The following is a 24,957-nucleotide window of genomic DNA, read 5'->3' as shown; positions in this document are numbered from 1 at the left end:
ATATATTTTTAGGACAAGTTTACTAATGAGTAAAAAAAAGAAATCGATTTTGGAAGCCGCCAGGACTTTATTTAACGAAAACGGCTATCATGATGTCACTATAAGAATGATTGCTTTAAAAATGAATATGAGTTCAGGAAACTTAAATTATCATTATAAAAAGCGGGAGGATATTTTTGAAGCTTTATATTTTGAAATGGTTTCTGAATTCGATCAAAGGGTTGATGTATTGCCCAATATAGACGTATCCATGGAACAGCTAAGAAATGATGTTGAGAGCAGTATGAAGAGAATGTTGGATTATACCTTCTTTTGGACCGATTTATACAATCTTCTGTCCATAAGCGATAGGGTGAGGGAACATTTCCAAGAAGTTTACAAAAAAAGGATAAGTGGGTGTTTTTTGTTATTCCAAAAATTGAAACAAAAAAACTTGATGAGGGAAGCATCATTTGAAAAGGAGTATAACTTTCTAGCAGAAAGAATGATTAATTATGGTAATACTTGGCTGTACTCCAGTCGACTTTACTCAAATAAGTTGGATACCCATAATATAGATTATTACGTGAATGCCTACTTAAGTATATTATTTCCCTTTCTTACATCTCAAGGGAAAAGCGAATTTCAAAATTTATTGCCAGAGCTTTTTGGGTGATGTGCTGTTGCTAGTTCTTTGTTCCGCTCAATAATTTTTATTCCTAACCATTTAATAGTATAAATTAAAATGGCTATCCAGGCAATTGAAGTCAGTACTCCTTTTAAAACGGTAAAGGTACTTGATATAAGGACTATGGTTTCGGATGTCTCGATTGATTTCGTAATCATTAATATGACACATATATTTTCCGCGTAATCAAAGATCATCGCCAGGAATGGAACAACCAACAGTATTGATGTTACCTTACTAGTTGTTTTGGTTATTTTAAATAGTCGAAACAAAAGGCTACTTAAGAATAGTGCCAATAAAAAAGGATACAATACATCCAATAGTGTTAATTGCGGGAAAAGGTAAAGTGCAGTAGTCTCATCATTTAAATTGTTCACAATAGATTCTGCTACGGAAACATCATATCCAAAGGTTTGGAGATCGAAAACTTGGGTTCCAATTTGATCATTGATCACCGGCAAAGTAAATACCATCATCAGGAGCAGGACCAAGTGACTTGCAACGAATGAAATACACATTTTCTTTACCGAGGAAGTCTTTAGAAGCAAGGAATTTAAAATTGACATAAGGAATGTTTTTGATTAGAAAACAAAGGTTAGCAATTCAATATTATATTCCATTAACAAATGATAAGCGTTAAGATTGTGTTCTTAATCTACTTAAAGAAATAGTGGTTACCCCTAAATATGAAGCTATGTCAGAATGTGGTATGAGGTTTTCTATATTCGGAAAATTATCTCTCAGTAGCTGTAACCTGTCCTTACCTTTAAGGGAAGCCAATGCTATTTCTTTTTGAACTTTGCCCATTAATTCATTTCTTAATACAGTATTGCCGAAATGTCTGATTTCCAGATCTTCCAGCATTAATTGTTCAAACTCTTCTGCATTGATAGTTGCTATTTTTGTATCGGTCAAAGCGCGTATATTGATAATGGATTTCCCGTCTTTATGTCTTGTTGTATAAGGGGATATTATTGAGCCCGACATAAAGAATGAAATTGTTACATCATCTCCTTCCGGAGTGTATAGAAAACTTTTACAGATTCCCTCAAGGATAAAATACTCCAGATTATTATTTTGTCCCACGGCGGTTATTAGTTCTCCTTTTTTTACATCAATGAATTCCACCAACTCTTGGATTTTTGCCAATGATTTACTCGAAATAGGGGATACAGAGTTAATAATTGCACTAAGCTTTTGATACATCTCTAAAAGTTAAAATAATGGCCTTACACCTTAATAATATAATTTGAGGGGGTTTTAACGTCTGAACTGGTAAGTTGTAAGATAGCATTATTTAAAAAACTAACCCCTGAAAACCCTTTATTTTCTCATTAATTGTATTCAGTGTATTCCGCATTTCTCTCCTTAGGATAGGGGGTGTTCATCTCTCAATTCCTCCATTTCAGCAAGGGCCAAGTCGAGCTTTCTCAATATTCCCCCATAAATCGTTTTTACATCCTTACTATGAATTGCCTTACTGAAAATGCCCATCAGAACAGCCGCAATTATAATGATAATCGTGGTGTAGATATGTAGCCCGAACACCATATCATTTGAGTTGGCTGCGACCATTTCCCGCTTGCCAGCAAATATATCGGAAAACCAGATTCCAAAGTAGAAAACAAGTATTAGGACAGGATATACTACCCTATACATTTTTCCATACCTATCTATAGATTTGGATATCCAATCCTTAAAGGATTTTAAAAAAGTATAACTGCTTTGCCCTTTATCTATCTTTTCCAAAGCCTTTAATTCATGGTAAGCGGTGTATGCAACCCAGAGCATCATTATTAGTACAATACTGCCGGCAAGCAAAGCTCCTGCAAAATAGGACGCAATAAATAGCAGGGAAGAGCCAATGATAATTCCCCATATATTGATCAAGAACAATTTTTGGAATTTATCGATGATATGAATCGACTTCATGTTGTAAATGTCGTTTACCTTGGGAGCAATTAATGCATCCCTATTTAGGAAACCTTCTTTCCAAATGGTTTCAATTGATTTTTCCATCTAAGATTTTTTTTAATCGTACTTTAATTCGTTTTATCCGCACCCCAATATTATTTGGGTTGGTGCCAATGATATCTGCAATTTCTTGGTAGGTTTTTTCTTCCAGATAAAGCAAAATCACCCCTCTGTCCACCTCGGACAGCTGCCGAATTGCAGCATAAAGCTGCTCAAGGGAATCGTCGATAAAAATACGGGGCTCATCCGATATATCTGAGGGTAGCTTATCCGAGGCTATACGCTGACGGTTGTTTTTCTGTTTCTTCAACAAGGTCATGCATACATTAAGAGATAGTCTATATACCCATGTAGACCACTCGGAACGTGCCTGAAAGTTATTTCTGCTTTTCCAAATTTGTAAGCACACCTCTTGATAATAATCCTCGAAATCTTGCTGGGTATTGGTATATGCCCTGCATATCTTTATGATAATTGCGGCATACGGCAAAATGGAAGATGTATAAAAATCGTTGCTCACTCTTCTAGTTTATTGGCTTGGTTAAAGGGTATTATATCATCTTCCCTGCATCCTTGGCCCGCGAATCCAAATTACGTCCTACGACTAGGCCGATTAGCATTCCGAGGGCAATGCCGAACGATATACCCAGAGACCGCTCAAAATTCGAAAGTACTGCTATTCCAAAAATAATTCCAAATGATGATCCCAATCCTATACCAAGGTTGGTGTAATAGCCTTTAGGGGTTAAGGAAAAAGTATCCTTCAAATATTTTAGAAACTGTTTTAGTGCTTTTTTATTTTTTGTTGTAGTTGCATTTAAATGAAGAACATCTAGTTGCTGTTCAATAGATTGAATTTCAGAGTCCAACAAGTCACTGTTCTCTAAACTCGTCAATATCTGAATGAACTTTCGGTAAATCTTAATTTCAGACTTTTTAGTCGATTTGGATTCCAAATTTTTGAAATGGTCAAGTGCATTTTTTAGTGTCATAATTTTAATCTTTTCTTGGTTAGTGGCTAAAGACAAAGATTATTACACCCTATGGATATTTTTTTTTTAAAAGATGCGTTCCAAGGGCCGTAATATTATTTTACTTCCTTTTAAAACAATCGATTTGTCAGACCCATTAAAATCCAGCCACACTCCAGCCTTTACGATACTTACGTTGAAGATATTTGTTGGCCTCTGGATTATTTGGGAACAACATATTGGCCGGATCCCATTCCAAGACAGTGCCTGGCAGTCGTATGGCAACCGTACCCAATAGGATGGCTTCGGTCATGGGGCCAGACTGAGCAAAATGTGATTCTGTTTTTTCACTACCCAAACAGGCATCCACAAAATGGTGGTAGTGATTGCGGTCATCCAATTTTGGCATTTCGTAATCCATATATTTATTTTCTGGCAATAGAACTGGCATTTCACGGTGGGGAATGAGCAAGGCTCCTTCGGTTCCAATGAGAATGGCCGATTCTGCTGGATATGGTTTCCCATGAAATAAAGCTTGTATTTCCCAAGGCGGGTAAAACTCCCCGTCAAACCATTCCACAGGTAGAACATCCAATTCGGTAAACTCGTTGCCAGGGAACATCCAAGTGATATGGTCGCCCTGCGGCCATGTATCCCCGTTTCGTTCCGAAGATTTCTGCCACGACTCTTGAACCTTGGCCACGACCGACGTAGGTGCTTGTAGTCCAAGGCCTTTCCAAACGGCGTCAAATATATGACATCCGATATCTCCGGACCACCCAGTTCCAAAGTCTTGCCACGCTCTCCATATGGCCGGATGATAGATTTTGGGAGCATAGGGGCGCATAGGAGCGGTTCCGGTCCAAAGGTCCCAATTTAAATGGGGAGGCACTTCCTGACCTTTAGGTGGGCGCGGGCCTGGCAGCCTATAGGTCTCTATCGCTGCTGGACGGTTGGAGCAGAGATAGGCGTGCTTGATTTTTCCTATAACACCATCCTTAATGATTTGAACTGCCGAACGATCACCTTTGCCAGAGGCATGGTGGGTGCCCAGTTGGGTTATTACCCCGACCTTTATTGATGCTTCGGTAAGTTTGCGAACTTCTGCCACATCATGACACAAAGGCTTTTGACAATAGACATGTTTTCCATTTTGAATCGCCTGATAGGCAATGACAAAATGATTATGGTCCGGTACCGTTACATTCACCGAGTCAATAATATCGTCCTCCTTTTTAAGAAGTTCACGCCAATCGGAATATGTACGGGCATCCGGAAAAAGTTCCGCTGCCTTTTGCAAGTTTTTTGCGTCTACATCACATAGAGCTACGATTTGCACGTTGGGATGTTGCTTAAAATTTTGGAGGTCGTGCCAGCCCATTCCACCGACACCTATACAGGCATGTTTTAGTTTGTTCTTTGGTGATGCCAAACTTATGGCGGAAGTTCCTAAAAAAGGAACTGCGAGTGCTGCTGTAGTAATTGAATCCAAGAATCTTCGTCGCGATACCGATTTTTGTTGATTTGTCATAGAAATATGAATTTTGGGATCGACTTATTTTAATCCCATGGTTGATTGGCTGAAAATTTATAAAAGGTAATAACTAAAATCCAAAATAGACCTATTAACTGCAGTTTTCTATTTCTATAATGGCAAGGATATCACCACCTTATTCATTTATCCAAAATTTATCCAAAAAAGGCATTTCGATCATACCATGACCTACTATTTTTCCCAGACCTGACAAACATCTTTCAATATTAGGTCCTAAAACGCAAGAATAATAGCACCAAACTATTTTTCTTGTCCTTGAGCCATTTCTTAATAGATTGGGTAGCTCGACTTATATGTTTTTCCACGGCCTTTTCCGAAATATCCAATTGGGCAGCTATTTCCTTGTGCTTGTACCCAGATTTCTTGCTGAGCAAAAAGACTTCCCTATTTTTCTTAGGAAGTTGATCTATTGCCGATTCCAGTAGTTTCATTCTCTCTTCAAGAATGGATTCATCCTTTTCTACAAAATCCATCAGGACAGTATTTTTCAGATCTGCCAATACCACCTCTTCCTTTTTAAGCTTTTTGTATTCCTTTAAAAAGGTATTATAGACGGATCTATATAGGTAACTCTTTAATGAAGATCTAATATGTAGGGTGTCCCTTTTAATCCAAATTTTCACTAAGGTCTGTTGCACTATGTCCTCCGCACGGTCCTGATCCTTAGTTAAATTAAAGCAATACACTACAAGTCCAGAATAATACAGATCGTAGAGGTTTTTATAAGCCCTTTCGTCTCCCTTCTTTAAGCTATCTAATAATAGAACGTCTTTGTTTTGCAAAATGAGAATTTGGTTGGTTGCTGATTAATCTAGGTAAAACTCGTTAAAAATTAGTGAAAAATAAAAAAAAGTTAAAAATTATGTAGGGATTGGGAAAAAACTGGGGTCATACTTATGTAATTGATAATGGAAATATGAAAAACAGCACATTGGAACGTCTTGTTCAGGATTACTTTGAAGGAAAAATTGAGGAATCCAAGATGTATGAAAGTATTCAGGATTATCCTTTGGAAGAGGTGAAAAAATGTTTTTTGGATTCTATGGAAGTGGAATATCTGTTGTCCAAGAAATACTTAAAAGTAGATAGAGAAAGTGCCTTTAAGGATTTTTTGGAACAAATCGCTTTGGATTCCGTTCAACATCAGGAACCGAAAAGAAGAATCCGAGCATATTGGAAATTTGCTGCAATCTTTATTGGTATTGTAGGTTTAGGCTTGGGATTGATTTTAATGTCTAGGTCCAATAAAGGGCACGAAATTATAACCATAGCCAATGAAGAAGTAAATCTGCAATTAGGGAATGGTAAGTTGGAGATCATCAAGGAGACAGGTAGTGGCAATATTTTGGATGCGGAAGGTAATGTAATCGCTGTTCAAACAGGAGATAAAATTAAGTATGTCCCAGCAAGTCAATCTAAAGAATTAGTTTATAATGAATTAAATGTACCATACGGAAAGAAATTTGAATTGGAACTGGCTGATGGTACCATAGTATATGTTAATTCAGGCTCCGTTTTAAGATACCCTACGAGTTTTGCAACAAGTAATAACAGACAGGTTTCCCTAAAGGGAGAGGCTTTTTTTAAGGTGGCCGAGGACAGGGATCATCCCTTTATAGTGAATTTGGGATCTATTAACGTACAAGTGCTGGGTACGGAATTTAATGTATCCGCTTATGACGAAGATCTGGAAACCAGCACAGTACTAGTTTCCGGAAGTGTTGAATTGTCCGATTCCTTATCGGAGGAGAAGCAACAAACAAACGTTCAATTAGTGCCTGGAGAAAGGGGAACATGGAACAGGGAGCAAAAGAATTTTAAAATGGATAAGGTAGATACTTCCATCTATACCTCTTGGGTGCAAGGGAAACTCATTTTTAGGGATACGCCCTTCAAGCAAATTCGACAGCAATTGGAACGGCGATATAATGTTACCATTATCAATAGCGATACGGCTTTGGATGATAATACCTTCAGTTCCAATTTTGAGGAAGAAACTATAGAAGAGATTTTGGAAATATTAGATAGAACCTACGGAATAGAATATTCCATTAAGGATAATCAAATAATTATTAAATAAACCACTAAAACCAACATGGCCTATGACATAAAAACGTAAAATTAATAATAGACCAATCTAAAAAAAAATCGGAAAATGCTCGCAACATTTCCCGACTTAAAGGTTTGGTCAAAAATAGAGTTACCAATTAATAACCATAACAAAAGTATGAAAAAACTGATTATAATCGGGTGTTCCTCCATGTGCACTCTAAAGTGGGATCTTAAAATGAAGCTGACTGCCTTTTTTCTTTTAGTATGTATGCTGCAGATCAATGCCACCACCTATTCCCAAAAAACAAGGATATCCTTAGAAATGAACGATGTACAGTTAAGTGAGGTACTTAACAGAATCGAGACTATTTCAGAATTTAAATTTTTTGTGGATACACAGAAAATAGATGTAAAAAGAGCGGTAGATATAAAGGCGGATAAGGAAAAGATTTTTGATATTCTAGATAAGCTTTTTAAAGGAACAAATATTACTTATGAAGTTTATAAAAAGCAGATACTACTCAAAAAGGTAGAAATAGCTCCAACTGCTCCTAAGTCCTTTGGTATTGACCAAAGCTTTATTGAACTTGATAAATATCAGCAGACAATTACGGGTACCATAACTGATGAAAATGGAACTCCTTTGCCAGGAGCCAATATTATTGAAAAAGGTACCACGAATGGAACGCAGGCCGATTTTGACGGGAATTTTGCTATAACATTAGCTGAGAATAACGCGATTTTACTCATTTCCTATATCGGTTTTTCAACCAAGGAAATAGGGCTCAATGGACAAACTATACTAAATGTTCAGCTAGAGGAAAGTGCTTCGGCATTGGATGAAATTGTAGTAGTAGGATATGGAACAGTCAAAAAAAGTGATATTACTGGATCGGTGTCATCTATTTCTGATAAGGATTTTAATCCGGGTGTTAATGCGTCGGTGGATCAACTTATTCAAGGAAAGGCTTCAGGTGTACAGATAGCACAGACAAGTGGTGAACCAGGTGGGGGCGTTTCTGTAAGAATAAGAGGTTCAAGCTCAATTAATGCAGGAAATCAACCTCTATATGTTATTGATGGTCTACCAATTGATAATGGCACGCTGCTCTCTTCAGGTGGATCAGCCGGGGTTGGTTCAAATCAAAATCCAAGGAACCCGTTGAACAGTCTAAACCCTAGTGACATATCTTCTATAGAAATTCTTAAAGATGCATCTGCAACAGCCATCTATGGTTCAAGAGGTGCAAATGGTGTAGTTTTAATAACAACCAAACAAGGAAATTCAGGAAAGATTAAAGTTGATTATGAAGGGTATTCTGGCATGCAAACTATAGCCAAGCGTATTGATATATTATCTACCCAGGAATATATAAGTTCAATAAATGACATATCTGTTGAAGGAGGTCAAGGCCCTGTTTTTAATTCGTCTGACATTTCTAATATTGGAGCAGGAACAGATTGGCAAGACCAAATCTACATCTCTGCTCCAGTTGCAAGCCATAACCTCTCTATGTCCGGAGGAAATGAAAATACTACATTTAGAACTTCCCTAAATTATTTTAATCAAGATGGGATTGTAAAAAACTCAGGAATTGAGAAATATATAGCTAGGGTAAATATAAATTCTAAGATTGGGGAGAATATTAATGTTGGAATAAATATTAATTCAAGTGTCATTAAAAATAACAACCAAATTGATGGTGTAAATACAAATGAACAGGCTGGTCCCATTTATTCATCACTGTTGTACGATCCTACCGAGAGTGTTTTTAATGAAGATGGAAGTTTCTCCAGATCTTCTAATCTTACAATTAATAACCCATTAAGTTTGATAGAGGGGATTTCAAATACAGATAAAATTAATAGAACATTTGGTAACGTTTTTATTGATTATGAAATTTTAAAAGGATTATCAACAAAACTTAATTTTGGTTATGACAATCAAAACGTAATCAGAGAAATCTATAATTCTCGATTAACAATTAGGGGACAATCAGAAAATGGTATAGCTAGCATAACCACATTAAATCGATCTAATCAATTGGTTGAATTTACAATGAATTATGTTAAAGAATTTAACGAAAAGAGCACTCTAAATATATTGGGTGGTACAACGTACCAGAATTTTTTAGATTCACAATTTTCAGGTACGATTTCTGGTTTTCCATCGGATGCAACAGGTGTTGATAATCTTAACTTAGGTGACGATAATTTTGACGGTCTAGGTAGTAATAAGGCAGGGAACAGTTTGTTATCTTATATAGGTCGGATAAATTATAATTATTTAAATAAGTATCTTTTGACAGGTACTTTACGAGCAGATGGTTCTTCCAGGTTCGGGGAGAATAATAAGTTTGGTTATTTTCCTTCATTTGCCTTTGGGTGGAAATTGGATAAGGAATCATTTGTTCCGGATATTTTTGATGAATTAAAACTAAGAGCTAGTTGGGGTATTACTGGTAATCAGGATATTGGGAATTATAATTCTATTTCTACATATTCTTCGGGCCTAAGTGCCATTCTCGATGATCAGTTAGCAACAAGTTTGAGGCCATCCAGAATAGCGAATCCAAATTTGAAATGGGAATCTACAGCACAAATCGATATAGGAATCGATGCTCGTATTTTGGGAGGAAGAGTTAGTGCTACGTTAGATTATTTTAATAAAGAAACCAGAGATTTATTGATTAATAAACCATTGCCTACTGCGTCTGGATACGAGTCAATTTTATCAAATGTTGGAAAAATGAGAAATAGTGGAATGGAAATTCTCCTAAATTCTATAAATATCAGTCAAGAGAATTTTATGTGGAGTACTACTTTGAATTTTTCTTCTATAAAAAATAAGATAACGGATTTAGGGAATTCAAGTGATATAATTACCGGCTTTGTACAAAATGTAGGTAATACTTCGATTTATCGTGTTGGTGAACCTGCAGCTTCTTATTATGGATATATCGTGTCAGGGATATTTCAATCCCAAAGTGAAGTCGAAGCCTCAGCACAACCGGATTCACAGCCGGGTTATCCTGTATTTAAGGATGTCAATGGTGACAGAAAAATATCACCAGCTGATCAAGTTGTAATAGGAAACCCTTATCCTGAATTTACATATGGAATTCAAAATACTATTTCATATAAAGATCTCAGTTTTGATTTCTTTATTCAAGGACAACAGGGGGCTGATTTAATAAATATTAACCGGATTGAGAGCATGTATCCTGCAAATTTCAGAAGGAATAGAATTGCAGAACAAGCTCTAAATAGGTGGACTCCAGATAATCCAGATACTAAATGGCCTTCTGGTATAAACCCCAATGCCTATGGAGGAGGGAAGGTTAACTCCTTAATGGTCGATGATGCATCATACCTTCGGCTACAGTCCATAAGGTTGGCCTACAATATTCCTGTAAAATTTGCTCGTTTAATGGAGGTATATGTGACGGGGCAAAATCTAATTACTCTAACCAACTATATTGGGGCTAATCCAGAATCAAATTCCTTCGGTAGAAGCAATGTGAAATTGGACTATAACGGATATCCTTTGGCTCGAACTTGGGTCTTGGGTTTAAAGATTGGTCTATAAATTAATTATCTAACAAATTATATGTATCATGGAATTTAAGAACTTAATACGAGTATATATTTATTTCTCAATGATTTTTGTAGCAATTAGTTGTGACAAGGTTCTTGAAGAAAAGGTTTATTCTGAAATGTCTAACGAGGAAGCACTCAACTCAAAAAGTGGTTTGTCAAGTATACTTAACTCTGGATATAATCAGATTCAGTTGAGGGAATATTGGTATTATTTTTTCTCAGCTATGAGTTCTGGAGAAACTTATAATCAAGGTGGAAGTATCTCTGCACAATTAACTCCACTTTTTGATTTTACTTGGACCAGTAATTTGGATTGGTTTCAAAGCGCATGGACTAAAAGTTATGGAGCTATTAGAGATGCGAATATTGTTTTAGATAATGTTGATAATGACAATTTTGATATTGCCTTTAAAAAGGAAATAACCGCTGAAGCCAAATTTATTAGAGGTCGCGCCTATTCGCTTTTGTACGATTGGTTTGGGCCAGTACCTTTATATTTAACATCTTCTACTGATTCTCTTGATATTTCGCGCCCTACAATTGAAAAAATACATGTACAAATTGAAAATGATTTAATTGAGGCTAGCATTGATTTACCGGTAGACGCCCAAAGTTATGGAAGGGCAACGAAGGGTGCTGCACTTGGATTGTTGTGTAAATTTTATTTAAACACAAAACAATGGACTAAAAGCGCAGATATTGCAGAACAAATAATTAATATGAACAAATATGATCTTCTACCAAATTATGGCAATTTATTTAGCGTAACAAATGAAGGGAATATAGAAATGATTTGGGTGAATGCCTGTACACCTCAGGGCAATACCAATCAAATAAATGCGGTTACTTTTCCAAACGATTTCCCGTTGCCAAATCCTAATAATGCTGTATTTGCTGCGCGCGCATATTTGTTTGATCAGTTTGTTAATTCGTTCAATGATAATGATTCAAGAAAAAGTTTAATTGTTACGGAATACACGAATACCTCTGGAAAACATGTACAGCTTTTGGGCAATAATCAATCTTTGCCTTTAAAGTATGACTGGGACCCTAATGCTTCTGGACCAAGCGCAGGGAATGATATACCTGTAATCCGTTATGCAGATATATTAATTTCAAGAGCAGAGGCGTTGAATGAAATTAATGGACCTACTCAGGAATCAATAGATTTAATTAACAAAGTACGAAACAGGGCAGGTGTTTCAGGATTGAATGTTGCTGATTTTGATAAGGAATCATTTCGAAATGAAATATTCAAAGAAAGGGAATGGGAATTTTATTATGAAATGAAGAGTCGTGAAGATTAAATTCGTCAAGGAACATTTATAAGTAAAGCAATAGAACGAGGAAAAAATGCGCAACCTTATCATAAATTATTTCCCATCCCGCAAGGCGAAATTGATGCTAGCTTAATATTGGAGCAAAATACGGGTTATTGATTTTTTATTGGCCAACTATGGCTTGAAGATGTGTGTTTTAGGAGAATGGTTTTGGTGAAATTTTTGCTGACATTCTCCGTAACACACTTCGATTATAATTGTTAAAATTCATAATAAAGTTTTATGAATTGTACAAAAATCGAAATAGGCAATTACATATCATAATAGTTTCACAGAGTATATTGTAATACTTCTTAAAATCTACATAAGGAAACCATTTATGTTGAATCCTCATTTTGTTCATATTTCCTAATTACGAGAACTGGTTTTACCTACAACTAAATTATAAATTATGAATAATTTTTTACAAAAGTTTACTAAGCCCTTATTGGCCAAATGTTTTTTGGTTATATGTTTATCAAATCCATTACTATTTTTTGGTCAAAAGAAAAATATCAAAACAAATTTGAATGCTTCACCTCCAAATATTGTTTGGTTCGTTACAGAAGATCAATCACCTGAGTTTTTTCCAATGTACGGAGATTCTACAATATCTTTACCCAATTTAGAAGCACTAGCATTGGAGGGTGTAATTTTTAATAATGCCTACACTCCGGTACCAGTATGTGCCCCAACAAGAAGTAGCCTTATTACCGGTATGTACCCAACCACCTTGGGAACACATAATATGCGTACGTATAATGGTAATAGTATTGAAAATCGACCTGAGTTAGGCATTCCCAATTATTCTCCAGTCGTTCCGGAAAACACTCATATGTTCACTGAGTACTTAAGAGAAAAGGGCTACTACTGCACTAACAACTATAAGGAAGACTATAATTTTAGGACCTTGGAATCTGTTTGGGACGATAGTAGTGACAAGGCTACTTGGCGAAATAGGCCAGATAAGAATAAGCCTTTCTTTTCGGTTTTTAATTTTAACATGACACATGAAGGTGCGATATGGAGGTTTACGGAAGATGAATTATTTGTTTTGCCAGAATCTGTGCCCGTTCCGCCTATTTTCCCCGACAACAATATTGTACGAAAAGATTTGGCCATTAACTATAGTAATCTCAAACGTATGGATGATGCTATAGGCAAGCTTATTGTACAGCTTAAAGAAGACGGACTTTATGAGAATACAATTATATTTTTCTACGGGGACCATGGCGGACCGTTTCCCAGATATAAAAGGGCCCTTTACGAAACAGGTACAAAAGTGCCTTTGGTAATAAAGTTCCAAGGAAATGAAAAAGAATCGGATTATAACGATGATTTAGTAAGTTTTATTGATTTTGCACCAACCTTATTGTCTTGGGCAGGGATAAAGCCTCCGGAAAATATGCAGGGCAAGGCTTTGTTCGGTATGTACCAGGATACAATCGCACGAAAATCTATTTTTACAACTGCGGATCGCTTTGGTGAAGGAGTGGATAGGTTAAGAGCAGTAAGGTCGAAAGATTATAAGTACATCCGGAACTTTAACGTTAATCAAAGTAATGCTCTAGCACTAAAATACAGGGACGAGATGCCTTTGATGCGAAACCTAAAAGAAATGCATAAAAACGCAACTTTAGATTCTGTGCAAGAACTATGGTTTCGAGTACCTAAGCCCGAGGAAGAACTTTACAATTTAGAAAAAGACCCCTACGAACTGATAAATTTGGCTAATAGAAAAGAACATAAGGATACTTTGGTATACTTGAGAAACTTATTGGACAATTGGATAGAGGAAACAGGCGATCTGGGACGAATCCCTGAAAAAGAGTTGATAGCAAAATGGTTGGTCGACGGTCAAAATCCTCAATTGGAACCCTTAAAGGTAATGGAGCAAAATCAACATGTTTATTTAACTTCCAATGTCCACGATGCTACTATCATCTGGAAGTTTCCAGATGCTATCTCTTGGAACATTTACAATGAGCCTCTTTTGTCAAAGCAGGAATTCGAAGCTAAGGTAGTACGCATAGGTTTTAAAGACAGCCCAATTTTGCGATATCGTAAAAAATAAAATTGCTATTATGATTTGTCTTTAACCGCTAATTAGAAAGACATTACCTACGCAATCATTTAATAAATATGAAGAAAAATTGTTTTGTGTGTAAGGTTAGCTCAATTATACCAATCAATGTTAGATTTTTTGGAAAACAACCCAGGACTGTTGTCCCATTATTAGATGAAAAAGGTGTAATCGAAAATAAACTGAATACATCGATGAAACAGAAGAAAGATTAGGGATTTCAATGGGCAATATATGCCATATACTGAAATGTCAAATCTAACCAAGACTATATCCAAGATTAATGAAATAATAAAAAAATTTACAATGAAACTTATCGCCGTAATTAGAGTATCAAGAATTACATTCCCTTCAATCTTTATTTTGCTTTTTGTGATGAACTTTTCAGTTCTAGCCCAAGATGGACTGTTAAAGAAACCTAACATTATTCTAATATTTATGGATGATATAGGTTATGGGGACCTCACTGCCTATGGAGGTATTGGATATAAAATGCCCAATATTGACAAATTGGCTGATGAAGGTATGCGCTTCACTAATTTTTATTCAGCACAGGCTATTTGTAGTGCCTCACGAGCAGGTATACTTACTGGTTGTTATCCTAACCGCATAGGAATTTCGGGAGCGTTGTTCCCTTATTCCAAAATTGGTATTAGTAGTGAGGAAGAGACAATCCCAGAAATACTTAAGACAAAGGGCTACGCTACTGGTATGGTAGGGAAGTGGCATTTAGGGGAGGCAGAGCAATTTCTACCATTACAGCATGGTTTCGACGAATATTTCGGTCTTCCCTATTCCAATGATATGTGGCCAGTAGGATTTGATGGAAAGCCTATTACGGATCCATTAATCCGCAGAGGTAAACTGCCTCCCTTGCCACTAATAGAAGGGAATAAAACTATCGAATATGTTCGTGATTTGGACGATCAGTCAAAATTGACCACACGTTATACAGAAAGAGCTATCGATTTTATTAAAAAAAACAAACAACAGCCTTTTTTCTTGTATTTCGCACATTCGATGCCCCATGTCCCTTTGGCTGTATCCGACAAATTTAAGGGAAAGAGTCAACAAGGATTATATGGAGATGTAATGATGGAGATCGATTGGTCCGTTGGGCAAGTGATGAATACATTAAGGGAAAATGGCCTAGAAAAGAATACTTTGGTCATATTCACTAGTGACAATGGACCTTGGCTTCCTTTTGGCAATCATGCTGGTTCCTCAGGAGGATTTAGGGAGGGTAAATTGACGACTTGGGAAGGGGGGCAACGGGAACCTGCAATCATACGTTGGCCGGGCATAGTGCCCGCTGGATCGGTAAATAATGAATTGGCCTGTACCATTGATTTGTTACCAACATTTGCGGCCATTACAGGCGCTGCATTACCCAATAAGAAAATAGATGGAATAAATATATTGCCCTTACTGCAAGGAAAAGACGTTTCGCCACGGAAAAATCTATATTATTATTATAACAAAAACAGTTTACAGGGCGTTCGAAAAGGTCCCTGGAAACTTGTACTGCCCCATATCTATGGATCTTTTGAAGGTGAATTACCGGGAAATGACGGCTACCAAGGAGGGAAACATCCTGATACAACAGGGCTGGCATTATATGATTTACGACGTGATCCCGGTGAACGATACGATGTTAAAGATCAAAATCCAGAAGTGGTTCGGGATCTCCAAAATTTGGTAGAGCAGGCTCGTGAAGATCTTGGAGATGATCTTACTGGCAAAGATGGGAAGAATCGTAGAGAACCTGGTAAATTGAATTCCAATTGAATTAGGTGTTACTGTTTAAGCCAAAATTGGCAGCAATATCTTCAATTACCCCACAAGACTGCATGTTGAAGAATTTTTAGTGATAGTTATTAAGTTGGTTGAGAGCAGAAGGGTTTAGATCTAAGGGCAGCATTTACTTGCAATTTTTATGACCATGGTTCGCATAACCTACATTTTAATTGCTCCAAAAGTGTTTAATTTAACTAATACTTTGGCATATAGTTGGTGCAATTATTACTCATGGTGCAAGTATTCTATTTTAGATTTATCCATCCATAAGAGAAAAATATTTTAGGGTTTTGCCCGACAGTTAAAAATTTTATTTGAGTTAGTTTAGTTGTAAAAGGAACAATGGGAGACTATTGTTCCTTTTTTTTGGTTTCAAGATAAATTAGGTCTTATGGTCATTTCGTTCAGGATTTTCCGGGAGGTGTACTCATTAATTTGAAAAGCTCTACCAATTCCAAATTCAAATAAATCGATTGCTTAAGAACCGCTTCTATGGACAAACCCAAACACAAACCCTTCTAAAAAGCGCTCTTAACTTTCATTTCCGTATTTATAATTTGATCCACGGCCAATCTGTATTTTACAGGATTTGAAGCCTTTTTTATGGCTTTGTAAGTTTTTTGTGGATTGGAGGTAGATTGGGAAAAGAACTCCCAAAAACCCAGCATTTTCATTTTTATAGGGGTTGGCCCGGACAGGTACTCATCATATTGCCGGTAAATGGTGTCATGAAATTCTGAAAAAATGGACCATCGATTGGAGGGATATTCCGTACTGTTATTTTTTATCATACTGGGTAAAAAAGGGTCGGCAATTAAGCCACGCCCGATCATAAAATGATCAATACTGGGAAACCTTTTTTCAATTTCTTTATATGCGGATACGCTGGTAATGTCCCCGTTGTAGTACAGCCTATGTTTGGTGCTGCCAATGCATTTTTCGAATGCCTCCAGATCTACAGGTCCTTTGTAGAGTTGCTTTCCTATTCTGGCATGAATAGCAATGTTTTTAAGCGGGTATTCATCTAAAATACGAAAGGCGTCCAGAATTTCCTCAGGGTTTTCGTATCCCATTCTCATTTTCATAGACACCAAAATGTCTGTTTCGTTATGTGCTCTATGCAAAACCTCGTTTATTCTTGCAGGATTGCAAATAAGACCAGAGCCCATTCCAGATTTGGCCACCATGGGGTAGGGGCAACCTAAATTCCAATTTAATTCCTTATAGCCTAAACTCTGAACGTATTTGGCAACATAAACAAACTCCTCGGGATCGTTGGTGATTATTTGAGGAATCACCTCTAAAGTGGTGTTGTTTTCCGGTAATATATCGTCCTGATAGGATTGTTTAATTTTCAACTTTCCATTTAGTCTAATGTAGGGCGAATAAAAAGTATCTATACCCCCAAAGTAATGGTTGAAGGCATTGCGAAACCTGAAATCGGTAAAACCTTGTAAGGGTGATGAAAGTAGGGTAGAAGCCATCTTTTTGTTTAGCTGGGCAAAGATAGGATAATTGGTTGAAGGTTTTTACTTAGGAATTGAAACCATAAGACTTATGTCTGGAATAAGACCAATGGGGGTAAAGTAAGGAGTTGCAGGGGGCAGTGTTGTTCATGTAAAGTTTGAAATAGAATGAAAGATGTGAAATAATTCAATTGGTAGATTATTAGTGTAGAGGATAGAAGCCAATAGTGCTGGAATAAAGTTGGGATAAAATCCATTTTAGTCAGAAAATGGGTCGCGCAATAACCGAATAAGTAAAAAAATTACAGTTAGTTGCTGAGTTCGTTTTATGAAGAAGGGTACCAATCTATGGGAGCCCTTATATTTTTTATATATTGGTGGAATTTAAAAGTGCATCCAAACAAAATATTTTTAATTTCATAGGAAACCCTTGCATCAATATATATCAAGAACTCAATTACCATAGCCAACATAAAATATGAATACGACCGACGATTTTCAACAGTTCAAAGACTTAAACGAGGAACAATTACCCGTTGCCAAACATAAATTACATGATTGGACGCATTTTGCCGGACTATATGCCGCGGAACATGTTGCGGCGACAGAGTTCGTAATCGGAGCGACCTTTGTAGCCTTGGGAGCGAGAACAATGGACATCTTATTGGGGTTATTGATCGGGAATATTTTGGCCGTTCTTAGTTGGACATTCATTACTTCCCCAATTGCTGTGGATACCCGTTTAAGCCTTTACACCTATCTCAATAAGATTGCCGGGGATTCCATGACCAAACTCTATAATTGGGCCAATGTCATTATATTTTCGGTGATATCCGCAGCTATGGTTACGGTTTCCGCGACTGCAGTTAGATTTGCCTTTGATATCCCTGCCCAGCTTAATTGGTACCCTACCAACATGTGGTTTATTTTGATAGTGTTATGTGTAGGTATCGTAGTGGTATCCATTGCGCTTTACGGTTTTAATGCTGTTTCCGAATTTTCCGGCCTCTGTGCCCCGTGGTTGTTCGTAATGTTTACCAGCGGTGCCATGGTGCTTTTACCTGCATTATCCTTGGACGTTTTGGATAAAACCTTACCCACTGGTTGGACCGATTTTATTAGCTTGGGCGATCAATCTATATGGACGGGAACCGATAGCAACGGGGAACCGGGCATTGGATTGATAGAAGTTATCGGCTTTGCCTGGGCTGCGAATACCATTACACATTTTGGACTTATAGATATGGCTCTATTACGTTTCGCCAAGAAAAAATCCTATGGTCTGGCTACCAGCACTGGAATGATGTTCGGGCATTATGTGGCTTGGATCGCTGCCGGTATTATGGGTGCCGGAACTGCGGTAATCTTGGGAAAAGCAATTGTAGAACTGGATCCAGGTGATGTTGCCTATTATGCCCTGGGTTGGTCCGGATTTGTTATTGTTATTGTTGCGGGATGGACCACGGCCATTACAAATCTTTACCGGGCAGGTTTGGCTGCTCAGGCTATTTTCTATAACCATTCCCGAAAAAAAACTACCATAGTGGTGGGATTGGTAACCATCGCCATTGCCTGCTTTCCTTTTGTATTTTCTCAAATACTTCCATTACTTACCTATGCAGGTCTGTTGGTGGTTCCGGTAGGGGCCATTGTATTTGCAGAACATCAAATCTTCCCTAGGATAGGATATACCCGTTATTGGTCTTCCTATCGTCAACTAACCTTTAGTACTCCCGCAGTGGCCTCTTGGGGCTTAGGCTTGGTATTTGGTTTTGGGCTGAATGCACTTAATGTAATGTCCTTCTTTTACCTATTTATTCCCACTTGGATTTTCACTATCTTGGTGTATACATTTTTAGCGGGCCGGTACGGTGCCAAGAATAAATATCCAGAAGCGGAACAACAGGAAGAAATACGCAACCAAGAAATTGCCAAGTTTCAAGAGCAACAGGCCAAAACAGAGGCCAAGCCTGTTGTAGTCATATCCATATTTTCCAAGGTACTTAAAACCATTGCGATTATCGCCCTAGTTATTACCTTGGTTCTGGCCTCTGTGGTATTATTTGGCAGTGAAGATGAAAATATGTACCTGGAAAATCGGGAAATATTTTATAGATATGCATTTATTTGCACCATCATTTATTTCGTGACGGCCTATTGGGCATTGCTACGTATAAAATCAAAAAAAGCAAAACTTTAATGAAAAATACTTTACTACTTAATCAAAAGAATTTGGCTCAGTTGGGCAATCGTATTCCAGTCCCCACTTATAATCGCGATGCACAAAAAGTAGGAATGGTCCATATTGGAGTAGGGGGTTTTCATAGAGCCCATCAAGCTTATTATACGCATAAACTTATGGAAGGTTTCAGTGCCAGTGGGTGGAGTATTTGCGGAGTTGGTTTAAGAGAAGGGGATCGGAAAATACATGACGTACTTAATAAACAAGACGGACTTTACACCCTTATCGTAAAGCATCCCGATGGCAAGATAGAACCTCAAATCATAGGTTCCATAATCGATTTTAAACTGGGGGTGGATGAAGCCGAGAGCGTTCTGGAAATTATGGCAAGTCCCGACACAAAAATTGTCTCCCTTACCATTACCGAAGGAGGTTATAATTTTAACCCTACCACTGGAGAATTTGATTTTGGCAATCCCGACATACAACATGAATTGAAACATCCCGATAGCCCTAAAACCGTATATGGCTATTTAACGGCCGCCTTAAAAAAGCGTCGTGATGCAGGACTAGCAGCCTTCACCATTATGTCTTGCGATAATATTCAGCACAACGGGGATGTGGCACAAAAGATGTTGTTGACGTTTGCCCGCAAACAAGATATGACCTTGGCGGAATGGATTGAAAAAGAAGTGTGCTTTCCGAATAGTATGGTAGACCGTATAACCCCAGTTACCAGTCAATCGGACATTGAATATTTAGAGAAAACCTATGGTATAACGGATGAGTGGCCGGTAACCTGCGAGCCTTTTATACAATGGGTAATTGAAGATAAATTTTCGAATGGGCGACCTGATTTCGAAAAGGTAGGGGTGCAATTCGTGCCAGATGTGAAACCATATGAGGAAATGAAACTCCGCCTATTGAATGCTGGCCATTCCGTACTGGGTATTTTGGGCGCTATTCACGGACATAAAACCATTAATGCCTGTATGGAAGACGAAACTTTCGTTACCTACTTAAGGGCATTTATGGATAAAGAAGTAAGTCCTGTATTGGGTGAAGTGAAAGGTATTGATCTCAATAAATACAAAGACAGTTTGCAGGAACGCTTTGCCAATCCCAATATAAAGGACAGTGTTAGCCGTATTTGTTCGGAAAGCTCAGCCAAATTACCAAAATTTATGATCCCGACCCTTCAGGATAATTTGATGGGTAAGGGAAGCATCAAGTTCGCCACCTTGGTGATTGCCGCTTGGTGTTACTATAGTGATAAGGGGATGGATAAAAATGGACAACCCCTCGAGATAATAGACGCTATGAGTGTCCAGCTACAACAGGCTGCCCAACAGACCCAAACCGACCCGCTTGCCTTTATACGGCAGGAATCCCTTTTTGGTGATCTTGTCCAGAACAAGCAATTCACTGAGCTCTATGCGGATATGGTACAGAAAATCTATGAAAATGGCAATATTAAAAAGTTGATGCAAAGTATGCTGTAGAAGAAGATTTTGATGGAATGGGTGGTAATTGAATGGACTTGAACTTTTTCAAAGATTTCTTTGCGCTGTATGGTAACCTAAACTACCGTAACCTTTTAATAATATTGATGCTTTCGGTCTCTGATCAAGAATTCAGCTGTAGGTCTATAGAGTGGGAATGGCTGGGTTGAATTATCGGCGAAGTGCCAATGTGTTCACAACAAGAACCGTAGCAGTCCCAACTACAACTGCAATAAGTCCAAGGCTCAGATTTTAATTAATAAAACCCGTGGATTTTAGGGGATTATTGAGAACGGATTTCATAGAAATTAAGTAGTGAAGTTTAAAATAGGGAATTAAAATATTTGTAACTTTATTAGTGAAACTCTATTTTGAGAAGTGAGTAAGACGCACTTAAAATTGCAAGTTGAACTAATCCCGCCTTTTTCGGCGGGATCTAGGTTCAATACCTCGACCCTTGGGTCGATTCCTATTATTGGCTTCAGGGCTTGCCCTGAGGGTTAATACTTTTTATTTAAATTAATTAGTATGGAAGAGGATATCTGCATTCTAATTTCCGACTTGTCCGGTTATACCGCTCTAACAGAAACACATGGTGCTGTTTCGGCGGCAGACTTAATTGACAAGTATATAGCAATTGTGGAAGATTGTATTGTTGGAGATAGTCATCTGAAGGAGCGTATTGGAGATGAATTGATGATTGTTTCAACAACTTCCGATGCTTTACTTGCAACAGCAACCAATATTTTAAACACTACATCCCAAGAACATAATTTTCTTCAGGTTCATGGTGGGCTGCATTATGGAAAGCTTCTTAAAAGGCGCGACAGCTATTTTGGTTCGGCCATAAACCTGACTTCAAGAATTGCGGCCAAAGCAAGCCCTGGTACTTTTTGGTGTTCAGAAGAGTTTGTCCAGTCGCTTTCCGATAAGTCCGTTAGTAATTTAAAATCAATGGGGAAGCACAGCTTCAAAAATATAACAGGCTTTGTGGAATTATATGAATTAAGAAGCGAAAATATAAATTCAGTTTTTATCGATAGCGTTTGCAGAATGCTGATTTTGGATACGAACCAAGCCATAAAGCATCCAACACGGGACGATATTTTCTTTTGTTCGTCCAACTGTTTGGATATTTATTTAAGAAATCAATTGACCAATCATGAAGTCAATTAAGGTCGACTATTTATTGAAGTATCTTAATCCTGTTTTAAATTATGGCTTCTAATATATTGTTTGTAAAAAACATGGTTTGTCATCGCTGCATACTTGCAGTTAGGGATATTTTAATGGATTTATCCATACCGTTTCAACAAGTTGATATTGGAGAAATTCATTTATCGGAAAGTATTACCAAGGAGCAAAGTAATCTGTTACGCACCGAGCTCGTTCAAATAGGGCTCGAATTGATTGATAATCGCATGCATGGGTTGGTTGAAAAAATAAAACAATTGGTACTCATGAAGGCGAGGAAGGAAGTTGGTCCAAATGAACAAAAAATGAAGCTCTCTGTTTTTCTCTCGGAACACCTGCACCACGAATATACCTATTTAAGCAGTTTTTTTTCATCAGTAGAAGGCCGTACTATTGAAAATTATTTCATTGATCAAAGGATCGAAAAAGTAAAGGAACTACTGGTATATAATGAAATGACTTTGTCCGAAATAGCTTTTGAAATGGAGTATAGCAGCGTTGCCCATCTTTCCAACCAGTTTAAAAAAATTAGTGGACTAACTCCTTCCCATTTCAAACGAGTGGGTTCAAACAAGCGAAAATTGCTCGACCAAATATAATCCCAAAATTCTGTAAGTCTTTCCCAAAGTGATGTAAAACTGAACAGCCATCCTGATTCTATCTTTGGCCTATAAAATTATTTAAAAACAAAAATCATGAAATCAGAATTAAAATTGAACAGCACTAGTCAAAACATTAAACAGAGTTGCGGCAAACCAAATTGTACTTGTGAAAACTGCAACTGCGGTAGTTCTTGTGCTTGCAAGGGTTGTAATTAACATTATTTGCATTTAAACGGTAAAGGCCGCCTATGGGTATTAGGCGGTTTTTTTATTTATAATGTTTTGTCATTTTAATTAAAAGGCATTTCATAGGAAAAGTTATTAAGCACTTTTTGCTAATTCAGGTTTTGAAATATTTAAAGGCAATGTAAATTTAAAATTACTCCCTTTTCCTAATTCACTTTCAACCCAAAGATGCCCACCCAATTTTTCCACAAATTCCTTGCAAAGGACCAAGCCCAGACCGGAACCATTTTCGTTGGCAGTACCCGGCAAGGTAACATTGGTGGTTAGGTCAAAAATTTTGCGAATGGTATCCTCTGTCATACCAACGCCATTGTCGTTAATAGAAATTTCAACCCGGTGCTCATCAGTAGTAGTTACCAATTCTATATGTCCTCCAGGATTTGTGAATTTTATGGCGTTCGAAATTAAATTCCTTAAAATAGTTCCTAGAATATTTTTATCAGTACTTAATTCAATTTCGTCTATAGGAGAAAAATGCAAGGAAATGTTCTTAGCTTTTGCCTGGGACATTTTAAGTTCAATAATATGGTGTATCACTTTGGACAGCTTAATTTTTTCAGGGCTAAAACCAAGTTCTCCGGTTTGCGACTTTGCCCAGTTTAATAAATTGTCCAGCAAACTGAGGGTGTTTTTTGCAGTTGTATTTATTAGATCAACAAACTCTTCAGATTCAGAATTTTCGGTGACAGCTACCTTTTCTGAGAGTAGTTCAGAAAGGCATAATATGTTGTTGAACGGACTTCTTAAATCGTGCGCTATAATTGAAAACAATTTATTTTGGGTTTGGTTCAACGCTTCCAGTTTATGTTTATCCTGTTCAATGATTTTATTTTTTCGAAGTATTGTTTTTTGATCTACTTCTTTTAAAAGCATTATGTAACCTATACTAATAGCACTAATTACAAGAACAGAAATTATTAGAAACCAGTTATTGAAAGTAGAATTCTGGAGGAAAACATAAGACTCTCCCAATTGGTATATATTAACCGCTCGAAAGAGTTGGAATATGGAATACAATAGTAGTACCCCACTTAATATGATGGAGAACTTGTATTTATTTTTATTGAAAAATAGATAATAAGCACCTATAGCATAGAAAATAGAGCAGGACGCTATGCGTATAATACTAAGAATGACGTTGTTTTCTTCAGCAAACAAAATGGCGGAGTAAAATATAAAAGCAAAACCCGCGAAAATCCATAACAGTTTTTTTCGCATTTTACCATCAAAAGAGATAAGGCCAAATGATGTAAAGGCAAAACAGGAAATCATAAGGAAATTATTAATGCGCAAAGCAAATAAAGGAGCTAATAACTCCCTATTGGCATACATAAGAATAGCACTGGTTTGAAACATAATACCCAATGCAACCAACAACAAATACCATTGTTTGTGTTGATAAAAATATTGATAGATGAACAGTGCAATTATAAATAAATTATTCAGGGCTAAAAAAAACAATATCGAGGGATAATCTAAGGTCATTTTTTTTGTTCAATTTATTTTGATAAAGATTAAAAAAAATCGTGCAATAATCTGGTTTTTTAATGTTTTTTGGAAACTTAAATGGGTTTTTGTTGAAATATAATCATAGTACACTGGGTATAAGTAAGGTAGATGATTTTGGGCTTTACGATTGGTTATGAATTCCTGTTCGGTTTATCAAAACTTACTAAATACGGGAATTCCCAGATATTAGTTTGTAATAATTTGTTCCAAAACCTGTGCAGTTTTGTGTTCTCTTGCG

At 37.1% G+C, this 24,957-nt stretch carries 19 protein-coding genes; 10 read left to right on the top strand and 9 right to left on the bottom strand.

The window, feature by feature from the left end; genetic code table 11:
- Nucleotides 1–25 precede the first annotated feature (25 nt).
- Entirely contained in the window at nt 26–655 is a 630-nt protein-coding gene (locus MWU82_RS15330; protein WP_247097041.1) for a TetR/AcrR family transcriptional regulator, read from the top strand.
- Here MWU82_RS15330 and MWU82_RS15325 read toward each other — a convergent pair.
- The 7 genes from MWU82_RS15325 to MWU82_RS15295 all read right to left on the bottom strand — a co-directional run bounded on the left by MWU82_RS15325 (nt 625) and on the right by MWU82_RS15295 (nt 5,949).
- The gene (locus MWU82_RS15325) at nt 625–1,233 is read right to left on the bottom strand and encodes a hypothetical protein (protein WP_247097040.1); all 609 of its coding nucleotides are present in this window, start codon (nt 1,231–1,233) and stop codon (nt 625–627) included. The genes MWU82_RS15330 and MWU82_RS15325 overlap by 31 nt on opposite strands.
- A 70-nt stretch (nt 1,234–1,303) precedes the next feature.
- Nucleotides 1,304–1,873 (bottom strand): Crp/Fnr family transcriptional regulator, encoded by a 570-nt coding sequence (locus MWU82_RS15320; protein WP_247097039.1) that lies wholly within the window; start codon nt 1,871–1,873, stop codon nt 1,304–1,306.
- 162 nt (nt 1,874–2,035) lie between these two features.
- A complete protein-coding gene (locus MWU82_RS15315) occupies nt 2,036–2,686 on the bottom strand; it encodes a hypothetical protein (protein WP_247097038.1) in 651 nt (216 codons plus the stop codon).
- Nucleotides 2,670–3,161, bottom strand: coding sequence for a sigma-70 family RNA polymerase sigma factor (locus MWU82_RS15310; RefSeq protein WP_215949070.1), 492 nt, complete (start codon nt 3,159–3,161; stop codon nt 2,670–2,672). Before MWU82_RS15310 ends, MWU82_RS15315 begins: the two co-directional genes overlap by 17 nt.
- A gap of 31 nt (nt 3,162–3,192) precedes the next feature.
- Complete coding sequence (locus tag MWU82_RS15305; protein ID WP_247097037.1) at nt 3,193–3,633, bottom strand: hypothetical protein; 441 nt, start codon at nt 3,631–3,633, stop codon at nt 3,193–3,195.
- 136 nt (nt 3,634–3,769) lie between these two features.
- Nucleotides 3,770–5,143, bottom strand: coding sequence for a Gfo/Idh/MocA family oxidoreductase (locus MWU82_RS15300; RefSeq protein WP_247097036.1), 1,374 nt, complete (start codon nt 5,141–5,143; stop codon nt 3,770–3,772).
- A gap of 230 nt (nt 5,144–5,373) precedes the next feature.
- Complete coding sequence (locus MWU82_RS15295; protein ID WP_247097035.1) at nt 5,374–5,949, bottom strand: RNA polymerase sigma-70 factor; 576 nt, start codon at nt 5,947–5,949, stop codon at nt 5,374–5,376.
- A gap of 134 nt (nt 5,950–6,083) precedes the next feature.
- Between MWU82_RS15295 and MWU82_RS15290 the strand changes: the two genes are divergently transcribed.
- From MWU82_RS15290 to MWU82_RS15270, 5 genes are all read left to right on the top strand, one after another.
- Nucleotides 6,084–7,247, top strand: coding sequence for a FecR family protein (locus MWU82_RS15290; RefSeq protein ID WP_247097034.1), 1,164 nt, complete (start codon nt 6,084–6,086; stop codon nt 7,245–7,247).
- 207 nt (nt 7,248–7,454) lie between these two features.
- A complete protein-coding gene (locus tag MWU82_RS15285; protein ID WP_247097033.1) occupies nt 7,455–10,808 on the top strand; it encodes a TonB-dependent receptor in 3,354 nt (1,117 codons plus the stop codon).
- Between the two features lie 28 nt (nt 10,809–10,836).
- Nucleotides 10,837–12,126 carry a RagB/SusD family nutrient uptake outer membrane protein gene (locus tag MWU82_RS15280; protein ID WP_247097032.1) on the top strand — a complete coding sequence of 430 codons (1,290 nt, stop codon included), beginning with the start codon at nt 10,837–10,839 and terminating at the stop codon, nt 12,124–12,126.
- 424 nt (nt 12,127–12,550) lie between these two features.
- Nucleotides 12,551–14,212, top strand: coding sequence for a sulfatase (locus tag MWU82_RS15275; protein WP_247097031.1), 1,662 nt, complete (start codon nt 12,551–12,553; stop codon nt 14,210–14,212).
- Between the two features lie 315 nt (nt 14,213–14,527).
- Nucleotides 14,528–16,009 (top strand): sulfatase, encoded by a 1,482-nt coding sequence (locus MWU82_RS15270; protein WP_247097030.1) that lies wholly within the window; start codon nt 14,528–14,530, stop codon nt 16,007–16,009.
- 527 nt (nt 16,010–16,536) lie between these two features.
- Here MWU82_RS15270 and MWU82_RS15265 read toward each other — a convergent pair.
- The gene (locus tag MWU82_RS15265) at nt 16,537–17,502 is read right to left on the bottom strand and encodes a tRNA-dihydrouridine synthase family protein (protein WP_247097029.1); all 966 of its coding nucleotides are present in this window, start codon (nt 17,500–17,502) and stop codon (nt 16,537–16,539) included.
- Nucleotides 17,503–17,962: 460 nt separating this feature from the next.
- Here MWU82_RS15265 and MWU82_RS15260 point away from each other — a divergent pair, with 460 nt between their 5' ends.
- From MWU82_RS15260 to MWU82_RS15245, 4 genes are all read left to right on the top strand, one after another.
- Nucleotides 17,963–19,684, top strand: a complete 1,722-nt coding sequence (locus MWU82_RS15260) for a hypothetical protein (protein ID WP_247097028.1) — start codon at nt 17,963–17,965, stop codon at nt 19,682–19,684.
- Complete coding sequence (locus tag MWU82_RS15255) at nt 19,684–21,168, top strand: mannitol dehydrogenase family protein (protein ID WP_247097027.1); 1,485 nt, start codon at nt 19,684–19,686, stop codon at nt 21,166–21,168. Before MWU82_RS15260 ends, MWU82_RS15255 begins: the two co-directional genes overlap by 1 nt.
- A 528-nt stretch (nt 21,169–21,696) precedes the next feature.
- Nucleotides 21,697–22,344 (top strand): adenylate/guanylate cyclase domain-containing protein, encoded by a 648-nt coding sequence (locus MWU82_RS15250; RefSeq protein WP_247097026.1) that lies wholly within the window; start codon nt 21,697–21,699, stop codon nt 22,342–22,344.
- 41 nt (nt 22,345–22,385) lie between these two features.
- Nucleotides 22,386–22,961, top strand: coding sequence for a helix-turn-helix transcriptional regulator (locus MWU82_RS15245; RefSeq protein WP_247097025.1), 576 nt, complete (start codon nt 22,386–22,388; stop codon nt 22,959–22,961).
- Between the two features lie 324 nt (nt 22,962–23,285).
- On the opposite strand, the gene MWU82_RS15240 is transcribed toward MWU82_RS15245, so the two are convergent.
- Nucleotides 23,286–24,482 (bottom strand): HAMP domain-containing sensor histidine kinase, encoded by a 1,197-nt coding sequence (locus MWU82_RS15240; protein ID WP_247097024.1) that lies wholly within the window; start codon nt 24,480–24,482, stop codon nt 23,286–23,288.
- Nucleotides 24,483–24,957: the final 475 nt, after the last annotated feature.

Origin of the sequence: Arenibacter sp. S6351L, assembly GCF_023016025.1 — a bacterium.
In the GTDB taxonomy this organism is placed as follows: Bacteria; Bacteroidota; Bacteroidia; order Flavobacteriales; family Flavobacteriaceae; genus Arenibacter; species Arenibacter algicola_B.
This window is presented reverse-complemented; position numbering and strand designations above follow the sequence as displayed.

Bases quoted from the DNA above. Each gene is read 5' to 3' on its own strand.
- MWU82_RS15245 (WP_247097025.1), top strand. From the start codon at position 22,386: ATGGCTTCTAATATATTGTTTGTAAAAAACATGGTTTGTCATCGCTGC.
- MWU82_RS15240 (WP_247097024.1), bottom strand. From the start codon at position 24,482: ATGATTTCCTGTTTTGCCTTTACATCATTTGGCCTTATCTCTTTTGAT.
- MWU82_RS15300 (WP_247097036.1), bottom strand. From the start codon at position 5,143: ATGACAAATCAACAAAAATCGGTATCGCGACGAAGATTCTTGGATTCA.
- MWU82_RS15275 (WP_247097031.1), top strand. From the start codon at position 12,551: ATGAATAATTTTTTACAAAAGTTTACTAAGCCCTTATTGGCCAAATGT.
- MWU82_RS15320 (WP_247097039.1), bottom strand. From the start codon at position 1,873: ATGTATCAAAAGCTTAGTGCAATTATTAACTCTGTATCCCCTATTTCG.
- MWU82_RS15285 (WP_247097033.1), top strand. From the start codon at position 7,455: ATGAAGCTGACTGCCTTTTTTCTTTTAGTATGTATGCTGCAGATCAAT.
- MWU82_RS15315 (WP_247097038.1), bottom strand. From the start codon at position 2,686: ATGGAAAAATCAATTGAAACCATTTGGAAAGAAGGTTTCCTAAATAGG.
- MWU82_RS15265 (WP_247097029.1), bottom strand. From the start codon at position 17,502: ATGGCTTCTACCCTACTTTCATCACCCTTACAAGGTTTTACCGATTTC.
- MWU82_RS15255 (WP_247097027.1), top strand. From the start codon at position 19,684: ATGAAAAATACTTTACTACTTAATCAAAAGAATTTGGCTCAGTTGGGC.
- MWU82_RS15305 (WP_247097037.1), bottom strand. From the start codon at position 3,633: ATGACACTAAAAAATGCACTTGACCATTTCAAAAATTTGGAATCCAAA.
- MWU82_RS15260 (WP_247097028.1), top strand. From the start codon at position 17,963: ATGAATACGACCGACGATTTTCAACAGTTCAAAGACTTAAACGAGGAA.
- MWU82_RS15280 (WP_247097032.1), top strand. From the start codon at position 10,837: ATGGAATTTAAGAACTTAATACGAGTATATATTTATTTCTCAATGATT.
- MWU82_RS15325 (WP_247097040.1), bottom strand. From the start codon at position 1,233: ATGTCAATTTTAAATTCCTTGCTTCTAAAGACTTCCTCGGTAAAGAAA.
- MWU82_RS15290 (WP_247097034.1), top strand. From the start codon at position 6,084: ATGAAAAACAGCACATTGGAACGTCTTGTTCAGGATTACTTTGAAGGA.
- MWU82_RS15270 (WP_247097030.1), top strand. From the start codon at position 14,528: ATGAAACTTATCGCCGTAATTAGAGTATCAAGAATTACATTCCCTTCA.
- MWU82_RS15330 (WP_247097041.1), top strand. From the start codon at position 26: ATGAGTAAAAAAAAGAAATCGATTTTGGAAGCCGCCAGGACTTTATTT.
- MWU82_RS15250 (WP_247097026.1), top strand. From the start codon at position 21,697: ATGGAAGAGGATATCTGCATTCTAATTTCCGACTTGTCCGGTTATACC.